The organism is Streptomyces sp. NBC_00287, assembly GCF_036173105.1.
GTDB lineage: Bacteria > Actinomycetota > Actinomycetes > Streptomycetales > Streptomycetaceae > Streptomyces.
The window spans coordinates 7,024,314-7,049,919 of record NZ_CP108053.1; the positions used below are offsets into that span (position 1 = coordinate 7,024,314).

General features: G+C 69.7%; 19 protein-coding genes. 11 read left to right on the forward strand and 8 right to left on the reverse strand.

All coding sequences use genetic code 11. The features are described 5' to 3' along the window. The first annotated feature begins 22 nt into the window (after positions 1 to 22). The 7 genes from OHT76_RS32005 (at position 23) to OHT76_RS32035 (ending at position 12,260) form a co-directional block, all read left to right on the forward strand. Positions 23 to 1,537: an MFS transporter gene (locus OHT76_RS32005; RefSeq protein ID WP_328874312.1), complete on the forward strand. Its 1,515-nt coding sequence runs from the start codon at positions 23 to 25 to the stop codon at positions 1,535 to 1,537. Positions 1,538 to 1,789: 252 nt separating this feature from the next. Beyond that, the gene (locus OHT76_RS32010) at positions 1,790 to 3,535 is read left to right on the forward strand and encodes an NAD(P)/FAD-dependent oxidoreductase (RefSeq protein ID WP_328874313.1); all 1,746 of its coding nucleotides are present in this window, start codon (positions 1,790 to 1,792) and stop codon (positions 3,533 to 3,535) included. Between the two features lie 56 nt (positions 3,536 to 3,591). After that, positions 3,592 to 5,268: an NAD(P)/FAD-dependent oxidoreductase gene (locus OHT76_RS32015; RefSeq protein ID WP_328874314.1), complete on the forward strand. Its 1,677-nt coding sequence runs from the start codon at positions 3,592 to 3,594 to the stop codon at positions 5,266 to 5,268. Between the two features lie 92 nt (positions 5,269 to 5,360). Then, positions 5,361 to 6,860: an FAD-dependent monooxygenase gene (locus tag OHT76_RS32020; RefSeq protein WP_328874315.1), complete on the forward strand. Its 1,500-nt coding sequence runs from the start codon at positions 5,361 to 5,363 to the stop codon at positions 6,858 to 6,860. A 168-nt stretch (positions 6,861 to 7,028) separates the two neighbouring features. Continuing rightward, positions 7,029 to 8,780: an NAD(P)/FAD-dependent oxidoreductase gene (locus tag OHT76_RS32025; protein ID WP_328874316.1), complete on the forward strand. Its 1,752-nt coding sequence runs from the start codon at positions 7,029 to 7,031 to the stop codon at positions 8,778 to 8,780. A gap of 23 nt (positions 8,781 to 8,803) precedes the next feature. Next, a complete protein-coding gene (locus OHT76_RS32030) occupies positions 8,804 to 10,462 on the forward strand; it encodes an NAD(P)/FAD-dependent oxidoreductase (RefSeq protein ID WP_328874317.1) in 1,659 nt (552 codons plus the stop codon). Between the two features lie 115 nt (positions 10,463 to 10,577). After that, on the forward strand, positions 10,578 to 12,260 hold the full coding sequence (locus OHT76_RS32035; protein WP_328874318.1) for an NAD(P)/FAD-dependent oxidoreductase: 1,683 nt from the start codon (positions 10,578 to 10,580) through the stop codon (positions 12,258 to 12,260). 141 nt (positions 12,261 to 12,401) lie between these two features. Here OHT76_RS32035 and OHT76_RS32040 read toward each other — a convergent pair whose 3' ends face one another. Genes OHT76_RS32040 through OHT76_RS32065 form a run of 6 tightly spaced genes read right to left on the reverse strand, consistent with a single transcriptional unit; the run spans position 12,402 to position 19,805 of the window. After that, on the reverse strand, positions 12,402 to 12,920 hold the full coding sequence (locus OHT76_RS32040; RefSeq protein WP_328874319.1) for a flavin reductase family protein: 519 nt from the start codon (positions 12,918 to 12,920) through the stop codon (positions 12,402 to 12,404). Further along, on the reverse strand, positions 12,920 to 14,401 hold the full coding sequence (locus OHT76_RS32045) for an amino acid adenylation domain-containing protein (protein WP_328874320.1): 1,482 nt from the start codon (positions 14,399 to 14,401) through the stop codon (positions 12,920 to 12,922). Before OHT76_RS32045 ends, OHT76_RS32040 begins: the two co-directional genes overlap by 1 nt. Next, a complete protein-coding gene (locus OHT76_RS32050; protein ID WP_328876673.1) occupies positions 14,398 to 15,534 on the reverse strand; it encodes an acyl-CoA dehydrogenase family protein in 1,137 nt (378 codons plus the stop codon). The genes OHT76_RS32045 and OHT76_RS32050 overlap by 4 nt, the downstream gene beginning before the upstream one ends. Before the next feature lie 20 nt (positions 15,535 to 15,554). Beyond that, positions 15,555 to 16,871, reverse strand: coding sequence for a cation:proton antiporter (locus OHT76_RS32055; protein WP_328874321.1), 1,317 nt, complete (start codon positions 16,869 to 16,871; stop codon positions 15,555 to 15,557). A 35-nt stretch (positions 16,872 to 16,906) separates the two neighbouring features. After that, positions 16,907 to 17,920 carry a 2-oxoacid:ferredoxin oxidoreductase subunit beta gene (locus OHT76_RS32060; RefSeq protein WP_328874322.1) on the reverse strand — a complete coding sequence of 338 codons (1,014 nt, stop codon included), beginning with the start codon at positions 17,918 to 17,920 and terminating at the stop codon, positions 16,907 to 16,909. Next, positions 17,910 to 19,805, reverse strand: a complete 1,896-nt coding sequence (locus OHT76_RS32065; RefSeq protein WP_328876674.1) for a 2-oxoacid:acceptor oxidoreductase subunit alpha — start codon at positions 19,803 to 19,805, stop codon at positions 17,910 to 17,912. Before OHT76_RS32065 ends, OHT76_RS32060 begins: the two co-directional genes overlap by 11 nt. Before the next feature lie 214 nt (positions 19,806 to 20,019). Between OHT76_RS32065 and OHT76_RS32070 the strand changes: the two genes are divergently transcribed. From OHT76_RS32070 to OHT76_RS32085, 4 genes are read left to right on the forward strand one after another with little or no spacing between them, the layout of a single operon-like run. After that, on the forward strand, positions 20,020 to 21,279 hold the full coding sequence (locus OHT76_RS32070; RefSeq protein ID WP_328874323.1) for a beta-ketoacyl-[acyl-carrier-protein] synthase family protein: 1,260 nt from the start codon (positions 20,020 to 20,022) through the stop codon (positions 21,277 to 21,279). Then, positions 21,276 to 22,502, forward strand: a complete 1,227-nt coding sequence (locus tag OHT76_RS32075) for a beta-ketoacyl synthase N-terminal-like domain-containing protein (protein WP_328874324.1) — start codon at positions 21,276 to 21,278, stop codon at positions 22,500 to 22,502. The genes OHT76_RS32070 and OHT76_RS32075 overlap by 4 nt, the downstream gene beginning before the upstream one ends. Continuing rightward, positions 22,499 to 23,347 carry an SDR family NAD(P)-dependent oxidoreductase gene (locus OHT76_RS32080; RefSeq protein WP_328874325.1) on the forward strand — a complete coding sequence of 283 codons (849 nt, stop codon included), beginning with the start codon at positions 22,499 to 22,501 and terminating at the stop codon, positions 23,345 to 23,347. Before OHT76_RS32075 ends, OHT76_RS32080 begins: the two co-directional genes overlap by 4 nt. A gap of 29 nt (positions 23,348 to 23,376) precedes the next feature. Continuing rightward, positions 23,377 to 24,261, forward strand: a complete 885-nt coding sequence (locus OHT76_RS32085) for an aromatase/cyclase (protein ID WP_328874326.1) — start codon at positions 23,377 to 23,379, stop codon at positions 24,259 to 24,261. Between the two features lie 40 nt (positions 24,262 to 24,301). Here the strand turns inward: OHT76_RS32085 and OHT76_RS32090 are convergent, their stop codons facing one another. Next, positions 24,302 to 25,042 carry an SDR family NAD(P)-dependent oxidoreductase gene (locus OHT76_RS32090; RefSeq protein ID WP_328874327.1) on the reverse strand — a complete coding sequence of 247 codons (741 nt, stop codon included), beginning with the start codon at positions 25,040 to 25,042 and terminating at the stop codon, positions 24,302 to 24,304. Next, on the reverse strand, positions 25,035 to 25,454 hold the full coding sequence (locus OHT76_RS32095) for a nuclear transport factor 2 family protein (RefSeq protein ID WP_328874328.1): 420 nt from the start codon (positions 25,452 to 25,454) through the stop codon (positions 25,035 to 25,037). Before OHT76_RS32095 ends, OHT76_RS32090 begins: the two co-directional genes overlap by 8 nt. Positions 25,455 to 25,606 lie beyond the last annotated feature (152 nt).

Sequence of the window (25,606 nt, forward strand, 5' to 3'; positions counted from 1 at the left end):
ACGGAGAAAGGCATCTCCCCCCATGACCACATCCGAAGACCGGGTCCCCGGCGGTACCGCCGTCGGAGCGGCCCCGTTAGCGAACCCCAAGCGCTGGACGGCCCTCGTCTTCATCTGCCTGGCCCAGCTGATGGTGGTTCTCGACATAACGATCGTGAACATCGCGCTGCCGGAGATGCAGTCCGACCTCGCCTTCTCCAATGAGAACCGGCAGTGGGTCGTCACCTCGTACACCCTGGCCTTCGGCAGCCTCCTGCTGCTCGGTGGCCGTATCGCCGACTACACCGGCCGCAAGCGGGCCTTCCTGATCGCCCTGGCCGGCTTCGCGATCGCCTCCTGCCTGGGCGGCGCGGCCGGCAACATCGAGCTGCTGCTCACCGCGCGTGCCCTCCAGGGTGTCTTCGGCGCCCTGCTGGCCCCCACCGCGCTCTCCCTGATCTCGGTGAACTTCACCGACCAGAAGGAACGGGCGAAGGCGTTCAGCATCTTCGGCTCCATCGTGGCCAGCGGTGCCGTCATCGGTCTGCTGCTCGGTGGTTTCCTCACCGAGTACATGGACTGGCGCTGGTGCATGTACGTGAACGCGCCGATCGCCGTGCTCGCCGCGTTCGGCGTGCTCTACCTCGGCCCGGAGCAGCGCGCCGCGGTGCGCGCCCGCTTCGACATCCCCGGCGTCCTGCTGGTCACCAGTGGCCTGGTCGCCGTCGTGTACGCGTGCAGCGAGGCCGAGTCCGAGGGCTGGGACTCCAGTCTGGTGATCGGTCTGTTCGTGGCCGGGGCCGTGCTGCTGGGGGCGTTCATCGCCGTCGAGGCCCGCTCCTCGCATCCGCTGCTGCCGCTGCGGGTGATCGCCGACCGCACCCGTGGCAGCGCCTACCTCGCCATGGCTGTCGGCATGATCGCCATGCTCGGCGCGCTGTTCTTCCTGACCTTCTACCTCCAGCTGGTCAAGGGGTACTCGCCGGTGGAGACCGGTCTGGCCTTCCTGCCGATGCCGGTCGGCGTCGGCATGTTCGCCGGCGGTCTGTCGCCCAAGATCCTGCCCAAGGTCCCGCCGCGCGCCATGGTGGTGCCCGGCATGGTCATCGCGGCCACCGCGCTGTTCTGGCTGGCCGCGCTGGACGCCGACTCCTCCTACTGGGGCACCGTCATGCCCGCCCTGTTCGTCCTGGGCGCGGGTATGGGTCTGCTGATCGCGCCGTCCGTCAACTACGCGACCTACCGGGTCGCCGACGAGGACGCCGGTGTGGCCTCCGGCAGCGTCAACACCGCCCAGCAGATCGGCGGTTCCATCGGTACGGCGCTGCTCAGCACGCTGGCCGCGGACGCGGCCGCCGAGTCCCTCGCCGAGCACGGCGCACAGGCGAAGGACCCTGCCGTGGTGCAGGCGGCGATGGTGGAGGGCTTCACCACCGCCTTCACCTGGGCCGGGGCCATCATGGCGTGCGGTGCGGTGATCCTGGCCGCGCTGATGAACACGCCGAAGCCGGCGCCGGGGGAGGCCTCGCACGGGTCTCCCATGGCGCACCTCGGCTGAGTTCTCGACCGAACACAACGGCCGGCTTCCCCTTCGGGGGAGGTCGGCCGTTGTGTTGTTGGTCGTCCTGCTGTGTTCATCTGTTGTTCTAAGGCGTGACGGATGGTCGACCGCGGGCGTTTGTGTGACTAAACGTGCGGTTACCCGCGGTTATAGATCAGCCTGACCGGAATGTGAGCGAGCCTTGAGGGGCTGCTTCTAGCTTGGCCGAAACGAAAGCCCGAAGGGCTAAAAACGGCTAAGGAGAGGCTCATGCCGACTGCCGCCCTCCGCTCGATGCACCCCACGTCACCGCAGTACGACGTGGCCATCCTGGGGTCAGGCCTGGCCGGAACCACGTTGGCCGCGTGCCTCGCACGCAACGGGGCGAAGGTGATCGTGCTCGACGCCGGCACGCACCCCCGTTTCGCGATAGGCGAATCGACGATCCCGTACACCTCGATGCTGATGCGACTGGTCAGCGAGCGGTACGGCGTGCCGGAGATCAAGTGGCTGACGACCTTCGAGGCCGTACAGTCGAAGATCTCCACCAACTGCGGGGTGAAGCGCAACTTCGGCTTCCTCTACCACCGCGAGGGCGCCCGGCAGAACCCGCTGGAGACCAACGAGTTCCCGATCCCGAAGATCACGCACACCGAGAACCACTTCTTCCGCCAGGACACCGACGCCTGGATGCTCGGCGTGGCCGTCAACTACGGCGCCGAGGTCCGTCAGCAGACGAAGATCGTCGATGTCGACATCGACGACAACGGCGTCACGGTCATCCCCGACAAGGGCGACCCGGTGCGGGTCAAGTTCGTGGTGGACGCGAGCGGTCACCGCTCGCCGCTGGCCCAGAAGTTCGGCGTACGCGAGGAGCCCAGCCGGCTGCGCCACCAGTCCCGCTCCCTGTTCACCCACATGGTCGGCGTGAAGCCGTACGAGGCGACCGTCCCCAAGGGCACCCACCACAACCCCAGCCCGTGGAGCGAGGGAACCCTCCACCACATGTTCAAGGGCGGCTGGATGTGGGTCATCCCCTTCGACAACCACCCGCGCGCCACCAACGCGCTGTGCAGCGTCGGCCTCAACCTCGACCCGCGCATCCACCCCAAGCCGGACTGCTCCCCCGAGGAGGAGTTCCGCTCCTTCATCGCCAAGTACCCGGACATCGCCCCGCAGTTCGAGGGCGCGGTCGCGACCCGGGACTGGGTGAGCACCGGGCGGCTGCAGTACTCGTCCAAGCAGACCATCGGCTACCGCTGGTGCCTGACCTCGCACGCGGCCGGCTTCGTGGACGCGCTCTTCTCGCGCGGTCTGTCCAACAGCATGGAGATCATCCACGCGCTGGGCTGGCGGCTGCTGGACGCCATCAAGGAGGACGACTTCTCCGTCGAGCGGTTCGAGTACGTCCAGGAGCTCGAGCAGGGCCTGCTGGACTTCAACGACGACCTGGTGGCCAACGCGTACACCTCGTTCGGCAGCTGGTTCCTGTGGAACGCCTACTTCCGGGTGTGGTCGCTCGGCCAGATCCTGGCCACCTTCGAGATCAACCGCTCCTACGCCCGCTTCCTGGAGAACCACGACCCGAAGGTTCTCGAACGCCTGGAGCGGCAGGCACCCGACGGCGCCATCCCCGACTACGCGCCGGCCCGGGAACTGCTCAAGGCCATGAGCGAGACGGTCCAGGAGGTCCAGAACGGGCACCGCGACCACCGCGAGGCAGCCGACATCCTCATCCAGCTGCTGCGGGACGCCGACTTCGTGCCGCCCGCCTTCGGCCTGGCCGACCCGGACAACCACTGGACCGACGCGTCGACGGCCAAGATCCTGCAGACCCTGCACTGGGCGCGGACCCAGGCTCCCAAGGAGATCGGGGATCTGACCTGGGAGGGGCTGACGCTCTTCATCAAGAAGCGCTTCGACAAGGACGAGTTCAAGATCTCGGAGGAGCTCACCCACATCGCCGCGGGCTGGCCGTTGATCGGGCGGGCGCTGCGCGTGCCCGAGCCCAAGTGACCGCACCCGAACACAGCCCGACCTCCCATCGGCTCCACATTCCTCAGGAGTTCCTCATGTCCGACACCCCGACCTCGGCCGGCGGCTCGTCCCCCGTGCATGACGTGGCCATCCTGGGGTCCGGCATCGCCGGCTCCATGCTCGCCGCAGTCCTCGCCCGCAACGGCGTCAAGGTGCTGCTCCTGGACGCCTCGGCCCACCCGCGCTTCGCGATCGGCGAGTCCACCATCCCGTACACGCTGGTCTGCCTGCGCACCATAGCCGAGCGCTACGACGTGCCGGAGATCAAGACGCTCGCGACCTTCACCAACGCCACCAAGGTGCTCGGACCCAGGTTCGGGGTGAAGAAGCACTTCGGCTTCCTGCTGCACCACGAAGGCCAGCCGCAGGACCCGCAAGAGGTCAACCAGTTCGGTACGCCCGGGCTGCTGCACGAGGCGAGCCACCTGTACCGGCAGGACACCGACGCGTACATGTACCACGTCGCCCTGAAGTACGGCGCCGTGGCCCGGCAGAACTTCCGGGTCGCCGATGTCGACTTCGACGACGCGGGCGTCACCCTGAGCACCGCCGAGGGCGAGCAGTACCGCGCCCGGTACGTCGTCGACGCGAGCGGTCACCGCTCCCCGCTGGCCGAGAAGTTCAACCTGCGCGAGGACCCCTGCCGGTTCAGCCACCACTCCCGGTCGATCTGGAACCACATGACGCGGGTACGGCCCACCGACGAGCTCTTCGACCGCGCCCCCGAGGACACCCCGCCCTCGCCCTGGTACCAGGGCACGGTGCACCACCTCTTCGAGCGCGGCTGGTTCTGGGTGATCGGCTTCGACAACCACCCCGTCTCCCGCAACCCGCTGTGCAGCGTCGGCCTGACCCTCGACGAGCGCACGTACCCCAAGTCCGCGGACATGACGCCGGAGGAGGAGTTCTACCACCACGCGGCGCGCTTCCCGGACATCGCCCGCCAGTTCGAGGGCGCGCGCCCGGTCCGCTCCTGGACCTCCACCGACCGTCTGCAGTACTCCTCCCGGCAGTGCGCCGGCGACCGCTGGTTCCTGCTCTCCCACGCGGCCGGCTTCATCGACCCGCTCTACTCCCGCGGCCTGTCCAACACCGCCGAGGCCATCAACAGCCTCGCCTGGCGACTGCTGGACGCCGTCAAGGACGGCGACTTCTCCCGCGAGCGCTTCGACTACGTCGACCGCATGCAGCAGGGGCTGTTCGACTACAACGACTCGCTCGTCAACGCCTCCTTCATCTCCTTCAGCGACTACGACCTGTGGACCGCCGTCTACCGGATCTGGTCCTGGGGTGCCAACGCGGGCACCTACCGGCTGTCCGAGGGCCTGTTCAAGTACTTCAAGGACGGCCGCGACCAGCACTTCAAGGACCTGGAGAAGGCCCCGCACCTCGGTCTGTACTGGCCCGACCACGACGGCTTCAAGGGTCTGTACGACAGCCTGATCGAGGAGTGCCTGGCCTACGAGGCCGGCAAGGTCACCGCGAAGGAAGCGGCGGACACGGTCTACGCGCAGCTGGAGAGCGCGAACTTCGTGCCCAAGCACTTCGGCTTCGCCGAGCGGGACCTGCGCTTCATGATCCCCAACGCCAAGGTGATGGCGAAGACCGCGCGTTGGCTGGCCACCGAGGCCGACCCAGTGGTCAAGCGGATGATGCAAGGCAATGCTCGTGAGGCGGTCAAGGCGAAGTTGAAGGGCAGGCGCATCTTCTGACGGCGCCGGAACCTCCTGCCCAGACGGCCGCCGGCCCCGACGCCGCCGCGTCGGCCACATCCGCGGCAACCCAGACAAGAGAGGCCATCGTTGTGGACAAAAAGACCGCCGCGTACGACGTGATCATCGCCGGCGCCGGCCCCACCGGTCTGATGCTGGCGGGGGAACTCGCCATGGCCGGCGTGCGCTGCCGGGTGGTCGAGCGTCGCGAGGACCGCACCAGGGAATCCAGGGCGCTCGGACTGCACGGACGGACCATGGAGGTCCTGAACATGCGCGGGCTCGCCGAAGAGGTGCTGGCCCGCGCCAACCCGGTGCCGCGGGTGCGGGTGTCGCTAGGTGACTCGCTCTTCGACATGGGGCGGCTCGCCACCGACTACGGGCAGCTGACCATCATTCCGCAGGGCGAGACCGAGGAGATCCTGGAGAAGCGCGCCACCGGTCTCGGAGTGGTCGTGGACCGCGGGGTCGCGCTCACCGACTGCCGGCAGGAAGGCCGTATCGTCTCCGTCACCCTGGAGCAGGACGGCCGGGAGTGGGAGGAGACCGCCTCCTGGCTGGTCGGCTGCGACGGCTCGCGCAGCCGGGTGCGGGAGGCCATGGGTGCCGAGTTCACCGGCGCGACCTACCCGTACACGATCATCGTCGCCGATGTGAAGCTGGGCACCCCGCTCGACGACCAGCTGCTGATCCGCGTCGGCCGTGCCGGGCTCGTGGTGGCGACCGACTTCGGCAACGGCTGGTACCGCATGGGCGTCATCGACCGGGACAAGCCCTGGTCGGACAACCCCGTCACGCTCGCCGAGGTCGACCAGACCCTGCGCAAGCTGTTCGGGAAGGACATGCGGCCCAGCGAGCCGCTGTGGACCTCGCGCTTCCACATCCAGGAGCGGCAGGCGTCGTTCTACCGCAAGGGCCGCATGGTCATCGCCGGTGACGCCGCGCACGTCCACTCCCCGCTCGGCGGCCAGGGGCTCAACCTCGGTATCCAGGACGCCATGAACCTCGGCTGGAAGCTGAGCGCGGTGGTCAAGGGGCGGTCCGCCGACGACCTCATCGACACCTTCGCCGAGGAGCGGCGCCGGGTGTCGCAGGGCGTGATCAAGGTGACGGACATCGCCACCCGCATGATGACGTCCGACCGGCTGCCCGCACGGATCGCCCGCAAGGCCGTGATGACCGTGGCCAGCCGGGTCCCCGCCACCCACCAGACGGCGGTCGGGCATCTGTCGGGCATCTACACCAGCTACCCGTCGATGGGCGCCGCCGCCGGGGCCTCGCCCCTCGTCGGCACCCGGGTCCCCGATCTGAAGATCGCCGGGCGCGGCACCCCGCAGCGGGTCCACGAGGCGCTGCGCCAGGGCGGGTTCGTCCTGATCGACTCCGGCACCGGTGCCCCGCTGCTGCCTTCGGTACCGGAGACGGACGTCAACCTCGTCCGCCTCGCCGGCCGGGTCGTCGCGGACTCCGGACAGTGGCGCAAGCCGGAGGTCATCCTGATCCGCCCCGACGGCTACTGCGCCTGGGCGGGCACCCGTGCCCGCGCCCAGGCCGAGCTGTCCAACACCTATCTCCGCTGGATCCAGGCCTGACCCAGCACCCGGTCCGCCCGGCGTGCCGCCGCCCCACGACGGCGGCGGTACGCCGTGGACGGTGGCCGGGCTGAAGTGCGGTGGCCCTGAGCGGTGGCCGAGTCTGCCTCAAGCGGGCGTTCTTACGGTGTGCCGAAACGGATGCCGGGACCACTGAGGAGAGATCTGATGCCCCCTGCCACCACGCCAAAACCCATGGCGGCACCGCAGTACGACGTGGCCATTCTCGGGTCCGGTCTTGCTGGTACGACGCTGGCCGCGTGCCTCGCCCGCAACGGCGCGAAGGTGATCGTGCTCGACGCCGGCACGCACCCCCGTTTCGCCATCGGCGAGTCGACCATTCCGTACACGTCGATGATGATGCGGCTGGTCAGCGAGCGGTACAACGTGCCCGAGATCAAGTGGCTGACGACCTTCGAGGCCGTGCAGTCGAAGATCTCCACCAACTGCGGGGTGAAGCGCAACTTCGGCTTCCTCTACCACCGCGAGGGCGCACGGCAGAACCCGCTGGAAACCAGCATGTTCCCCATCCCGAAGATCACGCACACCGAGAACCACTTCTTCCGTCAGGACACCGACGCCTGGATGGTGAACGTCGCCATCAAGTACGGCGCCGACATCCGCCAGCAGACGAAGATCGTCGATGTCGACATCGACGACAACGGGGTCACGGTCATCCCCGACAAGGGTGACCCGGTGCGGGTCAAGTTCGTGGTGGACGCGAGCGGTCACCGCTCCCCGCTGGCCCAGAAGTTCGGCGTACGCGAGGAGCCCAGCCGGCTGCGCCACCAGTCCCGTTCGCTCTTCACACACATGATCGGTGTGAAGCCGTACGAGGACACGCTGCCCAAGGACACGCACCAGAACCCCAGCCCGTGGAGCGAGGGCACCCTCCACCACCTCTTCGAGGGCGGCTGGATGTGGGTCATCCCCTTCGACAACCACCCGCTGTCCACCAGCCCGCTGTGCAGCGTCGGCATCAACCTGGACCCGCGGATCCACCCGTTGCCCGAAGGCCTCTCCCCCGAGGAGGAGTTCCGCGCCTTCATCGCCAAGTACCCGGACATCGCCCCGCAGTTCGAGGGCGCGGTCGCGACCCGGGACTGGGTGCGCACCGGTCGGCTCCAGTACTCCTCCAAGCAGACCGTCGGCTACCGCTGGTGCCTCACCTCGCACGCGGCCGGCTTCGTCGACGCGCTCTTCTCGCGCGGTCTCTCCAACACCATGGAGATCATCCACGCGCTCGGCTGGCGCCTGCTGGACGCCATCAAGGAGGACAACTTCTCCGTCGAGCGGTTCGAGTACGTCCAGGAGCTCGAGCAGGGTCTGCTCGACTTCAACGACGACCTGGTGGCCAACGCGTACACCTCGTTCGGCAGCTGGTTCCTGTGGAACGCGTGGTTCCGCGTGTGGTCGCTCGGCCAGATCCTTGCCACCTTCGAGATCAACCGGGCCTACGCCACCTACCTGGACCGCCGGGACCCGGCCGGTCTCGAACGGCTGGAGCGCCAGGCCCCGGACGGCGCCATCCCCGACTACGCCCCGGTCCGCCAGCTGCTGAAGAACGTCAGCAGCCTGGTGCAGGAGGTCCAGAAGGGGGAGGTCGATCCGCGGGACGCCTCGGAGGAGATCCTCGCGCAGCTGCGCGCGGCCGACTTCGTGCCCCCCGCCTTCGGTCTCGCCGACCCCGACAACCACTGGACGGACGCCACCACGGTCAAGGTCCTCCAGACGCTGCAGTGGGCCAAGAAGGACGCCCCGGACGAGATCGGCGAGCTGGTCTACGACGGTCTCACCCTCTTCCTGCGCAAGCGGTTCGACAAGGAGGAGTTCAAGGTCACCGAGGAGCTGAAGCACATGGCCGCGTACTGGCCGGTGATCGGCCGGGTCATCAAGCAGCGGAACGCGAGCGCGAGCTGATGGCCACCGAGACGAGGAGTGAGATGAAGCAGCAGTCGAACGACACCTACGACGTCGTCATCCTCGGTACCGGCCTGGCCGGCTCCGTCCTCGGCGCCATCCTGGCCAAGGCCGGAAACAAGGTCCTGCTCATGGACGCCGGCTCCCACCCGCGGTTCGCCATCGGCGAGTCCACCGTCGGCTACACGCTGGTCCACCTGAGGATGCTCGCCCACCGCTACGGCGTGCCGGAGATCGGTCACCTCGGCAGCCTGGAGGAGTGCAACAAGTACATCAGCACCTCCTCCGGACTGAAGCGGCACTTCGGCTTTATGATCCACCGCGACGGCCAGGAGCCCGACCCGCGGGAGATCAACCAGTTCCGGCTGCCGAAGGTCCTCCACCTGGCCAGCCACTACTTCCGCCAGGACATCGACCAGTATCTGTTCCATGTGGCCCTGAAGTACGGCTGCGAGGCGCTGCAGAACTACCGCGTCGACAAGGTGGACTTCGACGACGACGGCGTCACGGTCATCGGTGAGGACGGTACGACTCACCGGGCCCGCTTCGTCGTCGACGGCAGTGGATTCCGCTCCCCGCTCGCCGAACAGCTGGGCCTGCGGGACGAGCCGACCAAGCTCAAGCACCACGCCCGCTCGATCTTCACCCACATGATCAACGTCGACCGCGTCGACGACCACACGCGGATGGGCCCGAACGATGTGCCCCCGCGGCCCTGGCACGAGGGCACCATGCACCACATGTTCGACCGCGGCTGGTTCTGGATCATCCCGTTCGACAACCACCCCAAGAGCACCAACCCGCTGTGCAGCGTCGGACTCCAGCTCGACCCGCGTCGCTACCCCAAGCCCAGCGACATGACGGCCGAGGAGGAGTTCTGGCACCACGTCGACCGGTTCCCGCTGGTCAAGCGGCAGCTGGCCAACGCGCGCAGCGTCCGCCCCTGGGTCAGCACCGGCCGGCTGCAGTACTCGTCCAAGCAGGTCGTCGGCGAGCGCTGGATCCTGCTGCCGCACGCGGCCGGCTTCGTCGACCCGCTGTTCTCGCGCGGTCTGTCCAATACCTCCGAGATCCTCAATGTGCTCGCCTGGCGCCTGATCCGGGCGCTGAAGCGGGACGACTTCGACCCGGCACAGTTCGAGTACGTCGAGAAGCTGGAGCAGAACCTGCTCCACTTCAACGACCGCCTGGTCAACTCCGCGTTCATCAGCTTCTCGGACTACGACCTCTGGAACGCGGTCTTCCGGATCTGGAGCTACGGCTCCCTGCCCGGCGCCTTCCGCGTCATCCACGAGGACCTCAAGGCCCGGCGGCAGAACGACCCGGAGATCTGGAAGGCGATGGAGGACGTGCCGAGCCCCGGCCTGTGGTGGCCGGACAAGCCCGAGTACCGGGAGATCTTCGACGAGATGGCCGACTACTGCGAGGCCGTCGACGCCGGGGAAATGGATTCCCAGGACGCCGCGGACAAGCTGTTCGCCAAGCTGCGCCAGGCCGACTGGATTCCGCCCTCCCTGCAAATCGCACAGCGTGACGTCAGGTTCATCGACCCGAGTCCCAAGCGGCTGCGCAACATGCTGCTCTGGTCCCGCACCAAGGCGCCCGAGGACATGCGGCCGTACATGGTGGGAACCGCGGTCGAGGCGATCAAGCACTTCGTGAAGGGCAAGCGCATCTTCTGAGCGGGCCGAGGGGGCCCGCTTCAGGCCGACGGGACGTCATGTCCCGTCGGCCACAGGGCTGTTACGGCGAACTCGCGCCGTACACGAACGACATGCCAGACATCAGGAGGAGAGCGTGACGAAATCCCAGGCGGCCGCACTGCCCGACCCGGGCAGCGCCCGGGCCCCCGATCCCGCGGAGAAGTACGACGTGGCCATCCTCGGCGGCACGCTCGCGGGCGGCCTGCTCGGCGCCGTGCTGTCGAAGCAGGGCGTGCGGGTCCTGCTCGTACCGTCCGCACACGACCGCACCGAGGCCTCCGGGGAGACCACGGTCCCGTACACGGCCGAGGTCTTCCTGCTGCTGGCCAAGCGCTTCGGCATCCCGGAGATCGCGGCCTTCGGCCTCTTCCCGGACCTGCCCGAGGACATCCGCCGGGACAGCGGCATCAAGAAGAGCCTCGGCTTCCTCTACCACCGCCCGGGCGAGGAACAACGCCCCGACGAGAGCGTGCAGTTCAACGTGCCCGGCGAGCATGCCGAATGGCACCTGGAGCGGCGCAGCGTCGACATGTACACCGTGCGCCTGGCACACCGCTACGGCGCCGCCGTGCTCAACCACGGCGTGCACGCGACCGACGCCTGGACCGATGTCGACGGGGCCCGGGTCGAGACCAGCGACGGCCATGTGTGGCGCGCCCGCTACATCGTGGACGTCAGCGGCCCCGGCTCCCCCCTGCTGGCCCGCAACGGCGGCGACGACACCGAGCCCCGGCTCGCCCTGCGCTCGAGGGTCGTCGCCACCCATATGACGGGCGTCGCCCGCTTCGAGGAGGTGCGCAGCGCAACGGACTATCCGCGCACCACCGCCTGGTCCCAGGGCACGGTGCACCACATCTTCGACGGCGGCTGGATCCAGCTCGTCCGCTTCGACAACCACCGCGACGGCGCCAACCCCGCCACCGGCGTGACGCTCAGCCTCGACCCCGGCCGCTGGGAGCACCTTCCGGAGGACCCCGAGAAGGCCTTCCGGGTCGTGGTCGAGCAGTACCCCGACCTGGCACGGCAGTTCGCCTCCGCGCAGGCGGTGCGGCCCTGGACGAGCGCCCCGCTGTACCAGCGCACCGCCGCCCGCACCCACGGCGACCGCTGGTTCGCGCTGGAGCGGACCGCGGCACGCAACGACATGTTCCTCTCCCGTGACGTCACCATGGCCGCGGAGCTGGTCCACGCCCTCGCCACGGCCCTCGTCCCCGCGGTGCGCCGCGACGACTTCTCGACCGCGCCCTTCGCGCGCATCGCCGCCTTCCAGGACGAGCTCGCCGCCTTCAACGACCGGTGGCTGGCCGGCGCCCGCATCGCGAGCCAGGACTTCCGGCTCTGGAACGCCTTCTCCCGGGTCTGGCTGCTCTGGCAGATCCTCGCCGACCTCTCGCTCAAGCGGGCCCGTCTTGACGTCGAGGCGAGCCACGGGCGGGACTGGACGCCGGTGGAGCGCTTCGAGCTCGGCGGCATCTGGTTCCACGTACCCGAGGGACTGCGGGGCATCATCGACCGCTCGCTCAGGACGATCGAGCGCGTGGGCGCCGGCGAACTGTCGGCCGCGCCGGCGGCCGACGGCATCTTCGCCGAACTGCGCCGGGAGAAGTTCATCCCGCCGCTGTACGCCTTCGGTGACCCCGAGGCCAAGGTCTACCACTTCACCATCCCCAAGCGCCTGAAGATGCTGTGGTGGGTGAAGACCTCGGCCCCCGCGGACTTCCGCCGCCTGCTGACCCGCGACAACGTGACCTCGGTGACGTCGGCAACATCCCGCTGACCGCACCGCCTCCCCAACACCGCGCCGCCCCCTCACAAAGGGGGCGGCGTGGTGGTGTGTGCGGGCCCGCCCGGTCTCGTGAACCCCAAAGCCCGCCACCGAGTCCGGTGGCGGGCTGAAGGGGAGGCCGGGCCGGGAGAACTACGAGGCGTTGGGGAGGAGTCGGGCGTAGGCGCCTCGCCAGTAGGTGAGCGGGAAGCGGTTCTCCGCGGTGCCGCCGCCCACCACCCGGCCTATCAGCAGGGTGTGGTCGCCGGCCTCCACCGCGTCGTGCAGCTCGCACTCCGCGTGGCCCACGGTGACCGCCAGCAGCGGGGTGCCCGTCTCCGGGCCCGGGGTCCAGCGGACGCGCTCGAACTTGTCCGTCGCGCCGGAGGCGAACAGCTGCGAGGCCATCTGGCCCTGCGAACCGAGGATGTTGACCGAGAACTGGGCCCGGTCCAGCACCGCCTGGAGCGTGCCGCTGCGGTTGCTGACGCTCGCCAGCAGCAGCGGCGGGTCGACGGAGACGCTGCACACCGCGGAGCAGGTCAGACCGCGCGGCTCGTCCTCCTTGTCGAGTGTGGTCACGATGGAGACGCCGCTGGCCAGGGACGCCATGACGGTACGGAACAGCTGGATGTCGACGGACTGGGCCAGCGTGGGCATGGCGGTCTGCATCACAGCTCACCCGCCTCTACGGCCGTGACCAGCGCGGCCCGGTGGAGCTTGCCGTTCGGCGTCCTGGGCAGATCCTCTGCGATGTGCAAACGGTCGATGTTCATATAGGTGGGCAACCTTTCCGCACAACGGCGTTTGATGGCGAGCAGGGAGGGCCGCTGCCCCGGCGAGGGGACGACGACCGCGTGCAGTTGGGACGTGAGGCCGGTGCCGATCACCAGAACCGTCACCTCGGCGACGGACTCGAGGGTGCCGATGGCCGCCTCGATCTCGCCCAGCTCGATCCGGTTGCCGCGCACCTTCACCATGTGGTCGCGGCGTCCGACGTACTCCAGGTTCCCGTCCGCCCCGAGGCGCGCGATGTCGCCGGTGCGGTACGGACCCTCGTGGGGGCCGCGCCCCCAGTAGCCCAGCATCACCGTCGGACCGGTGACGACCACCTCGCCCTCACCGCCCTCGGGGCCGTCGAGGGTGACCGTGTCACCGGAGCAGGCCGTGCCGATCGGCAGCGGGGTGTCCCGCTTCAGGTCGGCCTCGGTGACCTCGTAGGAGGTGCAGACATTGGTCTCGGTCGGGCCGTACCAGTTCAGCAGCCGCACCCCGGGCCAGGCCTTGCGCAGCTCCTGGACGTGGTGGATGGCGAACGGCTCGCCGGCGAAGAGACAGACGCGCAGCGCCGACGGGACAGGCCCGTCCAGCAGACCGCCCTCCCGCATCATCAGGCTGATCGCCGACGGCACCGAGTACCAGACGGTGATCAGCCGCTGCCGCATGAACTCCGCCAACTGCAGCGGGGCGTAGGCGAGTTCCTCGGGGACCAGATGCACCGAGGCACCGGAGGCGAAGGCGCCGTACAGATCGAAGACGGACAGGTCGAAGTTGAACGGCGCGTGGTTCGACAGCCGGTCGGAGACGGTGAGCTGAAGCTCCTCGACCGCCCAGTCCACGAAGGCCAGCGCATTGCGGTGGCTGATCACCACGCCCTTGGGCTCACCGGTGGAACCGGAGGTGTAGAGGATGTACGCCGGGTCGTCCGCGTCGTTCACGAAGTGCTTGGGACGCGCACCCTCCTCGGCCCGCCCGAACAGCTCCTCGAACCCGGCCAGCGGCGCCGCGTCCCACTCGGCCGCCTGCGCCCGCTCCACCCCGCCCGCGTCTGCCACGACCAGCGCCGGCTCACAGCCGGCGGCGATCCGGGCCACCCGGGCGGGCGGGTTGGAGCCGGTGACCGGCACATACACGGCGCCGATGCGCAGCGCGGCCTGCATGACCGCGATGGCCTGGACGCTCTTGTGGCTCCATATGATCACCCGGTCGCCGGGGCCCACCCCGCTCGCCAGCAGGGCCTCGGCGGCCCGGTCGGCGAGGCGGTCGAGCTTGCGGTAGTCGATCGGGCCGTCCGCCCCGTGCACCGCCACCGAGTACGGATAGCGCCGGGCGGAGTCGTACAGCAGGCGGTGCAGGCTGACGTTGGTGCTCATAGTCCCAGCTCCCTGGAGATGATGTCGCGCTGGATGTCCGATGTGCCGGAGAAGATGACGGAGGGCACCGCGTCCCGCAGCGCGGCCTCGATGCCCTCGGCGCGCTGGTAGCCGCGACCGCCGAAGAGCCGGATGGCGTCCAGCGCCGTGGCCACCACGCCCTCGGAGACCGCCAGCTTGGACAGGGCGATCCACAGGGTGGCCGGGCCGCCCCGGTCCATCTCCCAGGCCGCCCGGTACAGCAGCAGCCGGGCGCTCTCGGTGCGCAGCTTCATGTCCGCGATCCGGTGCGACACGGCCTGGAAGCGGGAGATCCGGCGCCCCGACTGCTTGCGGGTGCGGGCGTGTTCGACGGCCCGGTCCAGCAGATGGTCGGCGAGTCCGAGGAACCCGGCGAACAGACAGCACCGCTCCCAGCCCATCGAGTGCTGGAAGATGAAGCCGCCCTGGCCCTCCTCGCCGAGGAGCTGGTCGTCCGGCACGAAGCAGTTGTCGAACGTCAGCCGCCCGGCCGGGACATGAGCCATGCCCATCTTCTCGAAGGGCTCACCGATCGTCAGACCGGGCGCGGAACGCTCCACCACGAACCCGGTGACGCCCAGATAGCCTGCCTTGGGGTCGGTCGTCGCGTACGTGGTGAAGACGTCCGCGGCCGGCCCGTTGGTGACGAAGCTCTTCTCGCCGTTGAGGATCCAGCCGCCGTCGGTGCGCTCGGCGACCGTGCTGAGCCGGGAGACGTCCGAGCCCGCCTCGTCCTCCGTCATCGCGTTGCCCGCGATCAGCTCGCCCGCGCACATCCCGGGCAGGATCCGGGACTTGAGGGCCGCACCGGCGAAGTCGACGATCGGCATGGCGCAGGCGAACAGATGCGCCGAGGCACCGAAGACAAGACCGGTGCGGTCGCAGCCGCGGCCGAGGGCCTCCACCTGCCGTGCGGTGTCCATCGCGCCGAGCCCGCCGCCGCCGTACTCGGCCGGCACCGAAAGGCCCAGCAGACCGAGCTCACCGAGCTGCTTCCAGTCGGCCCGGTCGTAGTACTCGGCTGTGCCGTCGCTCGCGGGGAACGCCTCACGCACGGCGGCCAGGGTGCGGTCGTATGCCTGACGCTGTTCCTCGGTCCAGGCGAAGTCCATGGTGCGTGCCTGCCTTTCAGTCACTTTGGGGAGGTGAGCACGGAGTCCTGATGGACCGCGGGCCGGGACTTCAGCAGCTCCTCGTGGGCGCGCTCGTTGGGCCGGGCCAGCAGGGCGGACAACAGCGGCGCGGCCATCGCGGTCGTGACCAGCGCCATGATGACCATGGCGCTGAACAGCTCGACGGTGAGCAGGCCCAGTTGCAGACCGACGTTGAGGATGACCAGCTCGGTCAGACCGCGGGTGTTCATCAGCAGCCCGAGCGTGGTGGCGTCCCGCCAGTTCATCCCGGTCAGCTTGGCCGGGATCGCCACGCCGCCGAGCTTGCCGAGGCAGGCCACCGTGATGACGGCCAGCATCACGAGCAGACCCTGACCGGTCATCGTGGTGAGGTCGACGGACAGACCGGTCACGACGAAGAACAGGGGCAGCAGCAGCTTGCTGGCGCTCTCCATCGGACCGAAGGCCGACTGCATCAGCATGCGGTCGCGCGGCATGACCAGACCGAAGAAGAACGCGCCGAAGATGGCGTGGATGCCGATCTCCGAGGTGAGCCAGGCGGAGCCGAAGGCACCGCACGCGGCGAAGACCATGATGTAGGGGCCCGCCGACTGCGACAGCTTGGCGGAGACCTTGGCGAGCAGCGGCTTGGCGATCCACAGCATCCCGGCGACGTACACCAGCGACCACAGCAGCATCGTGACGAACGCGCCCGTGCCGGAGGCCGTCACCAGCGCCACGACCAGGGCGAGCATGCACCAGGCCAGTACGTCGTCGGCGGCCGCCAGCGCCAGCGAGAGCGCGCCGGCCCGGCTGAACTGCAGGCCCTGGTCGGCGACGATGCGGGCCAGTACCGGGAAGGCCGTGATCGACATGGCCACACCGAGGTAGAGGGTGAACTCGAACATCCCTGTCTCTTTGCCGTTCACCGTCCCGTAGGTGCCGTAGATCAGCGCGGCCAGGCCCATGCCCAGGGCCAGCGGGCAGGCGATGGAGCTCAGCCAGATGATGCCGGTGGACTTGCGGCGTCCGCTGAAGCTCGTGCCGTCGAACTCCCAGCCGATGACGAACATGAAGAGGATGAGGCCGATCTGGGCCGCGGTGCCCAGATGGGCCCGAGCCTCGGCCGGGAAGAACTTCTCCGGTAGATCTCCTGGCAGCAGACCCAGCAGACTCGGGCCCAGGCAGATGCCCGCGGCGATCTCACCGACGACCGCGGGCTGGCGTACGCGGCGGGCACCGATGGCGAAGGCGACACCTACCAACAGCGTCAGTGCGACGCCACCGATCACTGTTGTGGTCAACCACTCGGAGTGGGCGGCAGCAGCAGAGCTCACTGGGTCTCCTTACATACGGGCGGGGCGGGCACGGATCAGCGGCTCCATGTGTCGCTGCCGGCGAGGACGGCCGCGAGGTCGCCCTTGCCGTTCTGCTCGATGGCGGCGTCCAGTTGGTCGGCCATCGTCGTGTCGTAGACCGGCCGCTGAACGTCCCGGAAGACTCCGATCGGCGTGTGGTGCAGGGTCTGCGGGTCCGCCAGCCGGGACAGCGCGAAGGCGGTCGTGGGGGAGGTCGAGTGCGCGTCGTGCACGAGGATCCGGTCCTCGTTCCGCGCGGTCACCTCGACCACCTCCAGATCGCCGGTGGCCGGGTCACGGACGACGCCCTTGGCGCCGTCCGCTCCGAAGCGGATGGGCCGGCCGTGTTCCAGACGGATCACCGACTCCTGCGCCTGCTGCTTGTCCTTGAGGACGTCGAAGGCGCCGTCGTTGAAGATGTTGCAGTTCTGGTAGATCTCCACCAGCGCGGTGCCCGGATGCTGATGAGCGGCGCGCAGAACGTCGGTGAGGTGCTTGCGGTCGGAGTCGACGGTCCGGGCGACGAAGGAGGCCTCCGCGCCGATCGCCAGCGACACCGGGTTGAAGGGTGCGTCCAGCGAGCCCATCGGCGTCGACTTGGTGATCTTGCCGAGCTCCGAGGTGGGGCTGTACTGGCCCTTGGTCAGGCCGTAGATCCGGTTGTTGAAGAGCAGGATCTTGAGGTTCACATTGCGGCGCAGGGCGTGGATGAGGTGGTTGCCGCCGATGGACAGCGCGTCGCCGTCCCCGGTCACCACCCACACGCTCAGGTCGGGCCGGGTCACGGACAGGCCGGTGGCGATCGCCGGGGCGCGGCCGTGGATGGAGTGCATGCCGTACGTGTTCATGTAGTACGGAAAGCGGGAGGAGCAGCCGATCCCGGAGATGAAGACGATGTTCTCCCGTGCCACCCCGAGCTCGGGCATGAAGCCCTGCACGGCCGCGAGGATCGCGTAGTCACCGCAGCCCGGGCACCAGCGCACCTCCTGGTCGGACTTGAAGTCACGGGCGAGCAGGTCAGCCGGCATGGATCTCCTCCTTCAGAACCGAGGCGAGCTGCTCCGCCTTGAATGGCATGCCGCTCACCTGGGTGTGGCCGCGTACGTCGACGAGGTAGCGGGCACGCAGCAGTGCCGCGAGCTGGCCGAGGTTCATCTCGGGCACCACGACTCGCTCGTAGCGGCCGAGGACCTCGCCGAGATTGCGCGGGAACGGGCTGAGATGGCGCAGATGCGCCTGCGCGATCGGCTCCCCGGCCCTGCGCAGCCGGCGCACGGCCGCGGTGATCGGGCCGTAGGTCGAACCCCAGCCCAGGACCAGGGTCCTGGCGCCGTGCGGATCGTCGACCTCGATGTCCGGCACCCAGATACCGTCGATCTTCCGCTGCCGGGTGCGGACCATGAAGTCGTGGTTGGCCGGGTCGTAGGAGATATTGCCCGTGCCGTCCTGCTTCTCGATGCCGCCGACGCGGTGCTCGAGACCCGGCGTGCCCGGGATCGCCCAGGGGCGGGCCAGCGTCAGCGGATCGCGCTTGTACGGCCAGAAGACCTCGGTGCCGTCCGCCAGCGTGTGGTTGGGACCGTCGGCGAAGTGCACCCGCAGATCGGGGAGTTCGTGCAGCTCCGGGATCCGCCACGGCTCGGCACCGTTCGCCAGGTAGCCGTCGGAGAGCAGATAGACCGGGGTGCGGTAGGTCACCGCGATCCGGACCGCCTCCAGCGCCGCGTCGAAGCAGTCGGCAGGTGTCTGCGGCGCCACGATCGGCACCGGGGCCTCGCCGTTGCGGCCGTACATCGTCTGCAGCAGGTCGGCCTGCTCCGTCTTGGTCGGCAGTCCCGTCGAGGGGCCGCCGCGCTGGATGTCGACGATGACCATGGGCAGTTCGAGGGCGACGGCGAGGCCGATCGTCTCGCTCTTGAGCGCCATCCCGGGACCCGAGTTGGAGGTCACCGCAAGCGAGCCGCCGAACGCCGCACCGAGCGCCGCGCCGGCCGCCGCGATCTCGTCCTCCGCCTGGAAGGTGCGCACCCCGAAGTTCTTGTGCCGGCTCAGCTCGTGCAGGATGTCGGAGGCCGGGGTGATGGGGTACGAGCCCAGGAACAGCGGCAGATCCGCCTGCTGGGCGGCGGTGAGCAGACCGTAGGACAGGGCGAGGTTGCCGGAGATGTTGCGGTAGGTGCCGGACGGGAACGTGTTCGCCGCCGGGGCGATCTCGTAGGAGACCGCGAAGTCCTCCGTCGTCTCGCCGAAGTTCCAACCGGCCTTGAACGCGGCGATGTTCGCTGCCGCGATCTGAGGCTTCTTCGCGAACTTCGACTTCAGGAACTTCTCCGTGCCCTCGGTGGGCCGGTGGTACATCCACGACAGCAGACCGAGCGCGAACATGTTCTTCGCGCGCTGGGCCTCCTTGCGGGTCAGCCCGTACTCCTTGAGCGCCTCGACGGTGAGGCTGGTCAGCGGCACGGGGTGCAGGCGGTACCCCTGGAGCGAGTCGTCGTCCAGCGGTGAGGTCTCGTACCCGGCCTTGGCCAGCGCGCGGGCGTCGAACTCGTCCCTGTTGACGAGGAGTTCGCCGCCGGAGCGCAGGTCGGACAGATTGGTCTTCAGCGCCGCCGGGTTCATCGCCACCAGCACGTCCACGGCGTCGCCGGGCGTGAGGATGTCGTGGTCCGCGAAGTGCAGCTGGAAGGAGGAGACACCGCCCAGGGTGCCGGCGGGGGCGCGGATCTCAGCGGGGAAGTTCGGCAGGGTCGACAGATCGTTGCCGAACGACGCGGTCTCCGACGTGAACCGGTCACCCGTCAGCTGCATGCCGTCTCCGGAGTCGCCCGCGAACCGGATGACGACACGGGACAGTTGCTCGGTCCGCTGCTCGGTCCGCGAGTCGGCGGCCGAGGCCGCCGGTGGATGGATGCTGGGGTGAGGAGCTGCAGTCACCGAGCCTCTACCTCTCTCTCGGGGGGTGCCCACGGCGGTTGCAGTTTGGGTAGATGTCCTAGAGAGGTGGTCAAGAAGCGGTGCACCAGGGGAGCTTGTGTCAACCGACGCCGGTCGGCCATCTCCGGGTCACCCGGGGCCCCCTCTACCGCTCCACCGCCGCTTGAGCGAACGCCCCGACCATCCCCGCATGACCCGACGCGCAGTGATCACAGGGCTGGGTGTGGTCGCCCCCGGTGGGATCGGCACCAAGGACTACTGGGCGCTGCTCACCGGCGGCCGGGCCGCGACCCGGCACATCAGCTTCTTCGACGCCTCCACCTATCGCTCCCGGGTCGCCGCCGAGGTCGACTTCGACCCCGCGGCCGCCGGCCTCGGCGTCCGGGAGATCCACCGTATGGACCGCTCCGCGCAGTTCGCCGTGGTCAGCGCCTGGGAGGCGGTCGCCGACAGCGGCCTCGCACTCGGCGGCCTCGACCCGCTGCGCACCGGCGTCAGCATCGGCAGCGCGGTCGGCGCGGCCACCAGCCTGGACCGGGCCTACCCGCTGCTCAGCGACGAGGGCCGCGACTGGCGCACCGACACCACCTACGCCGTCCCCCAGCTGTACGACTACATGGTGCCGAGCGCGCTCGCCCGCGAGGTCGCCTGGACCGTCGCCGCCCAGGGCCCGGTCGCGCTGGTCTCCACCGGCTGCACCTCGGGCCTGGACGCCCTCGGTCACGCCGCCGGGATCATCGCGGAGGGGTCGGCCGATGTGATGCTCGCCGGGGCGGCCGAGGCGCCCGTGTGCGCCATCACCGCGGCCTCCTTCGACGCCATCAAGGCCACCACGCCGTACGAGGGCGACGACCCGACCGAGGCCTGCCGCCCCTTCGACCTCAACCGCGACGGGTTCGTGCTCGGTGAGGGCGGCGCCATCCTCGTACTGGAAGAGAAGGAGCACGCCCGCCGCCGCGGCGCGCATGTCTACGCCGAGATCGCCGGGTTCGCGACCCGGGGCAACGCCTACCACATGACCGGACTGCGCCGGGACGGCATCGAGCTCGCCGCCGCCGTCGGAGCCGCCCTGGACGAGGCCCGGCTGCCCGCCGACGCCATCGACTACGTCAACGCGCACGGCTCCGGGACCCGGCAGAACGACGTCCACGAGACCGAGGCGCTCAAGAAGAGCCTCGGTGCACACGCCTACGACGTGCCGGTCAGCTCCATCAAGTCGATGATCGGCCACTCGCTGGGTGCCATCGGCTCCCTGGAGGCGGCCGCCTGCGCCCTGGCCCTGGAGCACGGCGCCATCCCGCCGACCGCGAACCTTCACACCCCGGATCCGGAATGCGATCTCGACTACGTACCCTTGACCGCACGGGCTCAGCCCCTCAACACGGTACTCAGCGTGGGCAGTGGTTTCGGGGGCCTGCAGAGTGCCCTCGTCCTGAGGAAGCCCGAATGACCCCCGACCCCTCTGCCGCCCCACCCGCCCGGGTGCGCGCGGCCGTCACCGGACTCGGTGTCGTCGCCCCCAACGGCGTCGGCACCCGCGCCTGGTGGCAGGCGACTCTGCGCGGCGTCAGCGCCCTGCGCCCCGCGAGCGACGCACCCATGAACCGCACCCCGGTCGCCGGTGAGGTCACCTCCTTCGTCGCCGAACAGCACGTGCCCAGCAGGCTGTTGCCGCAGACCGCCCGCTTCACCCGGCTCGCGCTGGCCGCCGCGGCCGAGGCCCTGGACGACGCCGCCTTCGACCCCGCCGCGATGGACGAGTACGGCACCGGCGTGTTCACCGCCAGCTCGGCCGGCGGCTATGAGTTCGGGCAGCACGAGATGGGCGCCCTGTGGCGCACCGGCAGCGACAGCGTCAGCGCCTACCAGTCCTTCGCCTGGTTCTACGCCGCCTGCACCGGCCAGGTCTCCATCCGGCACGGACTGCGCGGCGCCAGCGGCACCCTCGTCACCGAACAGTGCGGGGGACTCGACGCGGTGGGCCAGGCCCGGCGCCGGCTCGGCGACGGCACCCGGGTGCTGCTCGCCGGCGGCTCCGACGCGGGGCTGTGCCCACTGGGCTGGGCGGGCCACCTCGCCACGGGGCAGGTCAGCCCGCACAGCCACCCGGCCCGCGCCTACCTGCCCTTCCACCCCGAGGCCTCCGGCTACGTCCCCGGCGAGGGCGCCGCCTACGTCGTACTGGAGGAACGTTCGGCCGCCGAGGAGCGGGGCGCGGAGGTCCTCGGCGAGGTCGCCGGGTATGCCGCCGCTTTCGACCCGCCGAGCGGACCCGGCAACCTCGGGCTCGCGGCCCGGCTCGCCCTCGCCGACGCCTCACTGACCCCCGGCGACATCGACGCCGTCTTCGCCGACGCCTCCGGGGTGCCCGCGCTGGACGAGGCCGAGGCCGAGGTGATCGGCGACCTCTTCGGCCCTTACGGCGTCCCGGTCGCCGTACCGAAGACGATGACCGGACGGATCGGCGCCGGCGGCTCCACGCTCGACCTGGTGGCGGCCCTGCTGGCGCTGCGGGACGGGGTGCTGCCGCCGGCGGTGCATGTGGACCGGCCCAAGGACGGCTGGCATCTCGACCTGGTCACCGGCGCCCCGCGCCCGGTCGACCTGCGCGCGGCGCTGGTGCTGGCGCGCGGACATGGTGGATTCAACTCGGCGGCGGTGGTGGTGAGATGACGATCCAGAAGGCCGTACCCGGCGCCTGGGCCGGTGCCTTGGAGAGCGGTGAGCCCAAAGGCCGCAAGGGGCCCGGCCGTACCGCGCTGGTGACCGGCGCGACCAGCGGCATCGGACGGGCCGTCGCCGAACGCCTCGCCGACGAGGACTTCGACCTGTTCGTCTGCGCACGGAGCGCCGACGCGGTCGCCGTGACCGTCGCCGCGCTGCGCGCCAAGGGAGTGAAGGCGGACGGCCTCGCCGTCGACGTACGCGACCCGAAGGCGGCGGGCGAGCTCGTCGAGGCCGCCGTCGCCTGCCACGGCCGCCTCGACGTCCTCGTCAACAACGCGGGCCGCAGCGGCGGCGGAGTCACCGCCGAACTCACCGACGAGCTCTGGCTCGACATCATCGAGACCAACCTCAACAGCGTCTTCCGCATCACCCGGGAGATGCTCCGCCAGGGCGGCGCCGTCGACCGCGGCTGGGGGCGGATCGTCAACATCGCCTCCACCGCCGGGAAACAGGGCGTCGTCCTCGGCGCCCCCTACTCCGCCTCCAAGCACGCGGTGGTCGGCTTCACCAAGGCCCTCGGCCTGGAGCTCGCCGCGACCGGCGTCACCGTCAACGCGGTGTGCCCGGGCTATGTGGAGACCCCGATGGCCGAACGGGTCCGCCAGGGCTACGCCGACGCCTGGGGCACCACCACCGACGAGGTGCTCGACCGCTTCAACGCCAAGATCCCGCTGGGCCGTTACACCACCCCGGAGGAGGTCGCCGGCATGGTCGGCCACCTGGTCACGGACAACGCCGCGGCCATCACGGCCCAGGCCATCAATGTCTGCGGCGGCCTGGGAAGTTACTGACCGTCATTGACACCGAGGGGACCTGGCACATGCCGAACACCGTCCACACCACCCGGATCGCGGCGCCTCCGGAGGCCGTGCACGCGCTCATCGCCGATGTGACCGTGTGGCCGCTGATGTTCGAGCCGAACATCCACACCGAGTACGTCGGGGGCGCGCCGCGCACGGAGGGCCGGGAACGCATCCGCATTTGGGCGTTCGCGGGCTCGGAGATCCGCAGCTGGACCTCCGAACGGGTCCTCGACCCGCACGCGCTGACCGTCGACTTCCGTCAGGAGGAGCCGGCCGCGCCGCTGACGTCGATGAGCGGACGCTGGCTGGCCAAGGACATCGGCGGCGGTGAGACCCTCCTCGAACTCCACCACGAGTTCGAGGCGTTCACCGACGAGCACTTCGTGCTGCACGCCCTCCACCAGAACAGCCCGGCCGAGCTGGCCGGAATGCGGATCGCCGCCGAGAACCCCAGGACGCCGTACGTCTTCGAGGACAGCCTGCGCATCGAAGCACCGCCTCGGGCCGTCTACGACTTCCTCTACGCCGCCGACCGCTGGCCCGAGCGCCTCCCGCACGTCGCCTCCTTGGACCTCTCGGAGCCGGCGCCGGGCATTCAGCGGATGGTGATGGAGACCCGCAGCCCCGACGGAACGCTGCACAGCAGTGAGTCGGTACGGGTGTGCAGGGCCGAGGTCGGCAGCATCGCGTACAAGCAGATCCGTACGCCCACGGTGCTCGTGGCCCACACGGGGGAGTGGCGGCTGACCCCGCTGCCCGACGGCACGACGCTGGCGACGTCCCGGCACAGCGTGATCCTGGCGGACCCGAAGGTCCGGGAGGCGGTGCGGGGCGCGCTGGGGGCGAACAGCAGGGCGACCCTGCGCAGGGCGAAGGAGTTCACGGAGACACGCCGGTCATAGGCGCGTGGCGCTGACCGCGCCCCCCGGAGAGGGGGTGCGGTCAGCGCAGGTGCGTTCCGCCGTCCGTCAGCAGCACCTCTCCGGTCGTCCACCGGGACCGGATCATCCCCAGCACCGCCTCCGCCACCTCCTCGGGCGTCCCCACCCGCTGCAGCGGTGACTGCTCGCGCATCCAGCGGCGGGGCTCCTCGAAGGACGCCGTCCAGGCGGTGTCCGTCAGACCGGGCGCCACCGCGTTCACCCGGACCTCGGGACCGGTCACCGCGGCCAGCAGCCGGGTCATATGGTTCAGAGCGGCCTTGCTCACGGCGTACGGGATGGAACTCCCGGCCGGCCGTACGCCCGCCACCGACGACACATTGACCACGCACCCGTCGCCGCTCGCCCGCAGATGCGGCATCGCGGCCACGCACATCTGCCAGGTGCCGATGACATTGACGTCGAAGATCTCCCGCCACACCTCGGCGTTCGCGCCCTCGAAGTCCTGGTGCGGCACGATCCGGGTGACCCCGGCGGAGTTGACCAGCACATCCAGCCGGCCGTACCGCTCGACGGTCGCCGCGACCAGCGCCTCGGCCTCCTCGCGCACCGCGATGTCGGCGGCGACGTACATCGCGTCGGGCAGCTCGGCCGCGAGCTCCTTGCCGGCCTCGGGGCTGCGCGCGGAGTTCACGACCACCCGCATGCCCTCCGCCGCGAGCCGCCGCGCCACGGCCTCCCCGATTCCCGAGGTGGACCCCGTCACCAGGGCGACCGGCGCCCCGGCCCGCGCCTCAGTCATTGCGCACCGACCTGTGCCGCACCAGGAACGCCTCCCCGTCCGCCTCCAGAATGTCCTCGGCGACCGTGCTGGAGTGGAACGACGGCACGCCCTCACCGGCGGCGGTCGACAGCGCCAACGCGTAGTAACGGGTGTGGAGTACGCCGGGCTCGGCGCCCTCCGAAACCTCCAGCATGCCCAGCCAGTGCCGCCGGACCCGCCCCTGTGCGGCCAGCGCGCCCACCCGGCGCCGGGCCGCCTCGACCAGGACCGGACGCCCCTTCAGCGGCTCGGGCAGCGACGGCTCCTCGAAGACGGCGTCCTCGGTGAAGGTGTCCGCCCACTCCTCTACGGCGCCCTCGTCGAGCAGCCGCATCTGACGGGCATAGAACTGACTGATCCTGCCGTGCACTTCGCCGGATCCGTACGTCATGGGACCCCTTCCCCTCGCTCCCCATGCGGACGCCCCGATGGTCTGCCGCGATGGTCGAGTGCGGCTCGACGGCCGAAAGAGCACTCCCTGGCACGCTCCGCGCCAGGTACGCGCACCGGCGCTCAGTGCGGGGGACACAGCTTTCTTAAGCC

What these genes read in the sequence shown, in the direction of transcription:
- OHT76_RS32005 (WP_328874312.1), top strand. Translation starts at nt 23, where the DNA reads ATGACCACATCCGAAGACCGGGTCCCCGGCGGTACCGCCGTCGGAGCG.
- OHT76_RS32010 (WP_328874313.1), top strand. Translation starts at nt 1,790, where the DNA reads ATGCCGACTGCCGCCCTCCGCTCGATGCACCCCACGTCACCGCAGTAC.
- OHT76_RS32015 (WP_328874314.1), top strand. Translation starts at nt 3,592, where the DNA reads ATGTCCGACACCCCGACCTCGGCCGGCGGCTCGTCCCCCGTGCATGAC.
- OHT76_RS32025 (WP_328874316.1), top strand. Translation starts at nt 7,029, where the DNA reads ATGCCCCCTGCCACCACGCCAAAACCCATGGCGGCACCGCAGTACGAC.
- OHT76_RS32030 (WP_328874317.1), top strand. Translation starts at nt 8,804, where the DNA reads ATGAAGCAGCAGTCGAACGACACCTACGACGTCGTCATCCTCGGTACC.
- OHT76_RS32040 (WP_328874319.1), bottom strand. Translation starts at nt 12,920, where the DNA reads ATGCAGACCGCCATGCCCACGCTGGCCCAGTCCGTCGACATCCAGCTG.
- OHT76_RS32045 (WP_328874320.1), bottom strand. Translation starts at nt 14,401, where the DNA reads ATGAGCACCAACGTCAGCCTGCACCGCCTGCTGTACGACTCCGCCCGG.
- OHT76_RS32050 (WP_328876673.1), bottom strand. Translation starts at nt 15,534, where the DNA reads ATGGACTTCGCCTGGACCGAGGAACAGCGTCAGGCATACGACCGCACC.
- OHT76_RS32060 (WP_328874322.1), bottom strand. Translation starts at nt 17,920, where the DNA reads ATGCCGGCTGACCTGCTCGCCCGTGACTTCAAGTCCGACCAGGAGGTG.
- OHT76_RS32070 (WP_328874323.1), top strand. Translation starts at nt 20,020, where the DNA reads ATGACCCGACGCGCAGTGATCACAGGGCTGGGTGTGGTCGCCCCCGGT.
- OHT76_RS32075 (WP_328874324.1), top strand. Translation starts at nt 21,276, where the DNA reads ATGACCCCCGACCCCTCTGCCGCCCCACCCGCCCGGGTGCGCGCGGCC.
- OHT76_RS32080 (WP_328874325.1), top strand. Translation starts at nt 22,499, where the DNA reads ATGACGATCCAGAAGGCCGTACCCGGCGCCTGGGCCGGTGCCTTGGAG.
- OHT76_RS32085 (WP_328874326.1), top strand. Translation starts at nt 23,377, where the DNA reads ATGCCGAACACCGTCCACACCACCCGGATCGCGGCGCCTCCGGAGGCC.
- OHT76_RS32090 (WP_328874327.1), bottom strand. Translation starts at nt 25,042, where the DNA reads ATGACTGAGGCGCGGGCCGGGGCGCCGGTCGCCCTGGTGACGGGGTCC.
- OHT76_RS32095 (WP_328874328.1), bottom strand. Translation starts at nt 25,454, where the DNA reads ATGACGTACGGATCCGGCGAAGTGCACGGCAGGATCAGTCAGTTCTAT.